Annotated in this window: 7 protein-coding genes; all 7 read left to right on the plus strand. The window is 56.0% G+C overall.

Going from position 1 to position 5050, the window contains the following annotated elements:
• Positions 1 to 285 precede the first annotated feature (285 nt).
• The 7 genes from secG (at position 286) to HMPREF1986_RS09005 (ending at position 4989) form a co-directional block, all read left to right on the plus strand.
• A complete protein-coding gene (gene secG / locus HMPREF1986_RS08975) occupies positions 286 to 513 on the plus strand; it encodes a preprotein translocase subunit SecG (protein ID WP_009214257.1) in 228 nt (75 codons plus the stop codon).
• A gap of 80 nt (positions 514 to 593) precedes the next feature.
• On the plus strand, positions 594 to 1064 hold the full coding sequence (smpB, locus tag HMPREF1986_RS08980) for an SsrA-binding protein SmpB (protein WP_009214258.1): 471 nt from the start codon (positions 594 to 596) through the stop codon (positions 1062 to 1064).
• Positions 1065 to 1185: 121 nt separating this feature from the next.
• Positions 1186 to 2124: an HPr(Ser) kinase/phosphatase gene (hprK, locus tag HMPREF1986_RS08985; RefSeq protein ID WP_009214259.1), complete on the plus strand. Its 939-nt coding sequence runs from the start codon at positions 1186 to 1188 to the stop codon at positions 2122 to 2124.
• Positions 2125 to 2144: 20 nt separating this feature from the next.
• Entirely contained in the window at positions 2145 to 3011 is an 867-nt protein-coding gene (gene murB / locus HMPREF1986_RS08990) for a UDP-N-acetylmuramate dehydrogenase (RefSeq protein ID WP_242837369.1), read from the plus strand.
• A gap of 11 nt (positions 3012 to 3022) precedes the next feature.
• Positions 3023 to 3883 carry an RNase adapter RapZ gene (gene rapZ / locus HMPREF1986_RS08995; protein WP_036600079.1) on the plus strand — a complete coding sequence of 287 codons (861 nt, stop codon included), beginning with the start codon at positions 3023 to 3025 and terminating at the stop codon, positions 3881 to 3883.
• Between the two features lie 50 nt (positions 3884 to 3933).
• Positions 3934 to 4635: a DNA-binding protein WhiA gene (whiA, locus tag HMPREF1986_RS09000; protein WP_021774518.1), complete on the plus strand. Its 702-nt coding sequence runs from the start codon at positions 3934 to 3936 to the stop codon at positions 4633 to 4635.
• Positions 4636 to 4731: 96 nt separating this feature from the next.
• Entirely contained in the window at positions 4732 to 4989 is a 258-nt protein-coding gene (locus HMPREF1986_RS09005) for an HPr family phosphocarrier protein (RefSeq protein WP_009214263.1), read from the plus strand.
• Positions 4990 to 5050: the final 61 nt, after the last annotated feature.

Below are 5050 nucleotides of genomic sequence, written 5' to 3' on the forward strand. Positions count from 1 at the left end.
AATTAACTTCTACCCAATCCTTCGGAAGAATTAAGTTCCACCTTTCAGATTTCCAGGTGGAACTTCGAATAGCAATTAACAAACTCGGGAGATTTTCAGAGGAGATGCCGGAGAAGCCTTGCGCGCGCTTTGCTTTCATGATATAATCGCAGAACTTGTGCAGGGACTTTATGATTCCGGCGTCAAGGCTCTGCTCTGGAGCTGTGATCGCACGGAAGAAGCGGCAGGGCCTTATGCCGCGCCCCGATCCATGATTCAAGGTGCTTTATTAAAGGTGGTGAGAGAATGAAAATCGCGCTAGTGATCCTGTTTGTCATATTGGGGCTGGCTCTTTCTGCGATCATCCTGATGCAGGAGGGAAAGAGCGAGGGACTCGGAGCGATCTCCGGGATCGCCGATACCTACTGGTCGAAGAACCGGGGGCGTTCCATAGAGGGAAATCTGGAGAAGTTCACGAAGTTCGCGGCGATCGCGTTTTTCGCGGTGGCACTGATCCTTGACGTGATCTGGTAATCACCATCCGGGGATAGGGAGAGCTGGGACCTGCATACAGAGTATGTGGGTCCCTTTGTTTGTTTTACGAGGATAAGTCTATGTCTTTGGAAGGATGCAAGCTGATTGCAAACAACAAGAAAGCCTGGCACGACTTTTTTGTCGATGAGGAATACGAGTGCGGGATAGAGCTCTTCGGGACTGAGGTGAAGTCCCTCCGGCTCGGACACTGCTCCATCAAAGAGTCCTTTTGCCAGATCCGGGGGGAGGAGGTCTATATCAAGGGGATGCACATCCATCCCTATGAAAAGGGGAATCTCTTTAACCGGGATGCGCTCAGGGACCGAAGACTCCTTTTGCACCGATCGGAGATCCGAAAGCTTTCGGAAAAGATACGGGAGAAGGGATATACTCTGGTGCCGCTTCGCGTCTATTTTAAGCGGAGCCTCGTGAAGGTGGAGATCGGCCTTTGCCGGGGGAAGAAGAACTACGATAAGAGAGAGGATATGAAGAAGCGGAGCCAGCGCCGCGAGCTGGAGAAGGAGTTTAAGAGGGCGAATATCAGAGTCTGAGAGAGCGCCTTGCCGCCGCCTTCCTTGCTTTTTCGGGGAGGGGCGATTATACTTGAGATCATCAGAGAAGCAGGGGAGGCGCTCCCTCCTTTTGGGAGGGTTTTCGCTTGGGAGGTGTGCATTGAAGAGCGTGGACAAGGTCAGCGTCAGTGAGCTGATCGAGAAGGAAAATCTTCGGAATCTGACTCCGGAGATCGACACGGATCCCATCTATATGACGATCCCGGATGTCAATCGCCCGGCGCTGCAGCTCGCCGGATTTTTTGACCAGTTTGATTCGGAGAGGGTGCAGCTCATCGGGAATGTCGAGACCGCCTATCTCATGACCTTGGAGAGGAGCGTGCGCTGCGCCCGCTATGCGGAGATCACGAAATATCCGATCCCCTGCATCATTTATGCGAGAAATATCGAGCCGGACTCCTGCATGGTCAGCGCCTGCCGCAATGCCGGAATCCCCCTTCTGTCCAGCCAGAGTCCGACGACGGAGCTGGAGGGAGAGATCATCCGCTGGCTGAAGGTGAAGATGGCGCCGATGATTACGGTTCACGGCGTCCTGGTCGATGTCTACGGCGAGGGGGTTCTCATCACCGGGGACAGCGGGATCGGGAAATCGGAGGCCGCGCTGGAGCTTTTAAAGAGGGGGCATCGGCTGGTCTCGGACGATGTCGTGGAGATCCGAAAGGTCTCGGAGGAGTCCCTCGTCGGCAGCGCGCCGGATATCACGAGATACTTTATCGAGCTCCGGGGCATCGGCATCATCGACGTAAAGCAGATGTTCGGCGTCGAGTGCGTGAAGGATACCCAGACCATCAACATGGTCATAAATCTTGCGGAGTGGTCGAAGGAGAGGGAGTACGACCGCCTGGGCCTGAAGGACCAGTATGCGGAATATCTGGGAAACCGCGTGATCAGCTATGAGATTCCGATCCGCCCGGGGAGGAATGTCGCGATCATTGTAGAATGCGCGGCGGTAAATCACCGCGCGAAGAAGATGGGATACAATGCGGCGCAGGTTCTCCATGACCGCGTCAATGCCAATATGAGGCGGCAAGAGGAATGATAGAGCGGAGAAGGGAAGATATGCGGAGGCATACGAGCTTTCGCGCGGGCGGAGAGGCGGAGTATTTTTTCATTCCGAAGACAGAGGAGGAGCTGATCACACTGATCCGACGCTTTTCGGAGCGGGGGGAGCGCTTTCATATCCTGGGAAACGGCACGAATCTCCTGGTGAGCGACAAGGGGCTCCGGGATCCGGTCCTTTCCTTTAGAGGAGGGCTCTCGGAGCTTCGCTTCCTCGGAGAGGACCCGGACTGCCCCGGGAGCTTTCTCCTTTTTGCGGAGGCGGGCTGCCTTCTTTCCAGGCTTTCGGATCTTGCGGAGTCCCTCTCCCTCAGCGGGATGGAGGCCCTTCGGGGAATCCCCGGGACCGTGGGGGGCGCCGTCGTCATGAATGCCGGGGCCTATGGGACGGAGATCCGGGACATCCTTTCCAGTGCTTCTCTCCTCGATGCCGCGGGAGAGCCCGTGACGCTTTCTACAGCAGAGCTGGAGCTTTCCTACCGGCATTCCATCGTAGCGGAGCGGGGATATACGGTTCTCTCCGCCCTCTTCCGTCTCTCAAAGGGGGATCCGGAGAAGATCCGGGCACGGAGCGAGGAATTTCGGAGAAAAAGGAGCGAGAAGCAGCCCCTGAACCTTCCCTCCGCCGGTTCGACCTTTCAAAGGCCCGAGGGAGACTTTGCGGGGCGGCTCATCGAGGAGGCGGGGCTCAGAGGATTTCGGATCGGAGGCGCCCAGGTCTCGGAAAAGCATTGCGGCTTTATCGTAAACACGGGAAATGCGACGGCCGCGGAGATCCACACCCTCATTTTGGAGGTGATCAGGAGGGTGAAGGAGAGCTCCGGCGTCCTTCTGAAACCGGAGGTGAAGATGTGGGGGAGCTTCTGATCGTGACCGGGATGAGCGGCGCGGGAAAGACGGTGGCGCTCAAATCCCTGGAGGACATGGGATACTACTGCGTGGACAATCTTCCGATCCCTCTCATCGGGAAGTTTTCGGAGCTGATGGGAGAGGCAAAGACTGCGGAGAGGGCGGCCCTGGGGATCGACATCCGTTCGGGCCGGGAGCTCCCGGAGCTTCGGAAGATTCTCGATGAGAGGGGGGAGGACGGGAAGTCCCCCTATGAGATCCTGTATCTGGACGCCTCGGAGGACTGCCTGATCAAGCGCTATAAGGAGACCCGGCGCGCCCATCCCCTGAGCCGGGACGGGCGTCTCGAGACCGGGATCAGCGCGGAGAGAGAGAAGCTGTCCTGGCTTAAGAGCCGGGCGGATATCATCATCGACACCACGAGGATGCTCCAGAAGGACCTCAGGAGAGAGCTCTTTCGCATCTTCCGGGAATCGCATCGCTATGAGAATCTCCAGTGCACGATCCTTTCCTTTGGCTTTAAATACGGGATACCGGAGGATCTCGACCTCCTCTTCGATGTGCGTTTTCTCCCAAATCCCTATTATATCCCGGAGCTCAGGGGCCGAAGCGGCCTCGAGCAGCCGGTCAGAGACTATGTCCTCGGGGACGGCGTCGCGGAGCTCTTTTTGAAAAAGCTATATGATATGATTCGCTTTTTGATTCCGCACTATATCGCGGAGGGGAAGAATCAGCTTGTGATCGGAATCGGCTGCACCGGAGGCAGGCACCGCTCCGTGACGATCGCGGAGCTTCTCTTTCGGGAGCTTTCAAAGGATGCGGACTACGGCCTTCGGATCGATCACCGGGATCTGGAGCAGAGCGAAAGCGGGAAGAGGAGCGGAACATGAGAATGGAGCGGCGTGTTTTTCTCATTTTCCGGTATTGAGCAGGGGAAAGCATGTCATTTTCAAGAAAAGTCAAAGAGGAGCTTTTAAAAAAGAGCTTTACAGCAATTGAAAAAACATTTAAGATTGAAACTGTCGAGACGGAGCGGGATCGGAAAAGACTCAGAGAGTTTTTTCTGAAGAGAGCCTCTATCACAGACCCCGAGAAGGACCATCATCTGGAGTTTGTCTGTCGGGGGAAGGAGGAGGCCTCGGAGGTTTCGGGGCTTTTGTCCCGTTTTTCGCTCCGGCCCAGAGCTACAGAGCGCGGGGGATACTGCATTATCTATCTGAAGGACGCCTCTGAGATCTCGGACGTTCTCAATATCATAGGGGCCCATAAGGCGCTGATGGATTTTGAGAATGTGCGGATCCGGAAGGAGCTCAGTGAGAATGTGAACCGCCGCGTAAATTTTGAGGCAGCGAATATCAGCAGGACCGTGCGGGCCAGCATCCGGCAAACAGAGGACATCCGGCTTATTGAGGAGCGGATCGGACTTGAGAGGCTGGGAGAGGGGCTTCGGGAGATCGCGAGAGCGAGACTTCGGAGACCCGATGCCTCTTTGGAGGAGCTGGCAGAGACCGTGGAGCCGCCGATCGGAAAGAGCGGCGCCAATCATCGCATGAGAAAGCTGAGCCGTATCGCCTCAGATCTCCGGAGGGAGGGATGCCCCAGTACAGGAATCAGGGAAATCCGAAAAAACCAGGCGCTGTGAAAATCAGGCATCTTAGTAAGTGTTGGAACGAGTGATATTTTCACTCTGCATGAATTGCGGCTCAGAGGATCAACCGATGAGGCCTGGAGGCAAACTATGAAGAACGCGAATGTAACTGTCAACCTGCCGAAAAAGACAGATGACCATCCGGTGGCGATGCTGGTCCAGATCGCAAGCAAATACAATTCCCGCATCTATATGTCCGAGGGAAGCCGGAAGGTCAACGCCAAGTCCATCATGGGGATGATGGCGCTCGGCCTGAACAATGGGACCGAGCTGAACGTCACAGCGGAGGGTGACGATGAGGAGGCTGCAGTTTCAGAAATCAGCGGATACCTGAAGGGGGCAGAATGAGGCTCTATGCCTGACAGGGATTGATAGAGAATGCGGCGGGCGCCCGGTTTTCCGGGCGCCC

Origin of the sequence: Oribacterium sp. oral taxon 078 str. F0263, assembly GCF_000469565.1 — a bacterium.
Taxonomy (GTDB): Bacteria; Bacillota; Clostridia; order Lachnospirales; family Lachnospiraceae; genus Oribacterium.

Bases quoted from the DNA above. Each gene is read 5' to 3' on its own strand.
- secG (WP_009214257.1), top strand. From the start codon at position 286: ATGAAAATCGCGCTAGTGATCCTGTTTGTCATATTGGGGCTGGCTCTT.
- smpB (WP_009214258.1), top strand. From the start codon at position 594: ATGTCTTTGGAAGGATGCAAGCTGATTGCAAACAACAAGAAAGCCTGG.
- murB (WP_242837369.1), top strand. From the start codon at position 2,145: ATGCGGAGGCATACGAGCTTTCGCGCGGGCGGAGAGGCGGAGTATTTT.
- rapZ (WP_036600079.1), top strand. From the start codon at position 3,023: ATGAGCGGCGCGGGAAAGACGGTGGCGCTCAAATCCCTGGAGGACATG.
- whiA (WP_021774518.1), top strand. From the start codon at position 3,934: ATGTCATTTTCAAGAAAAGTCAAAGAGGAGCTTTTAAAAAAGAGCTTT.
- HMPREF1986_RS09005 (WP_009214263.1), top strand. From the start codon at position 4,732: ATGAAGAACGCGAATGTAACTGTCAACCTGCCGAAAAAGACAGATGAC.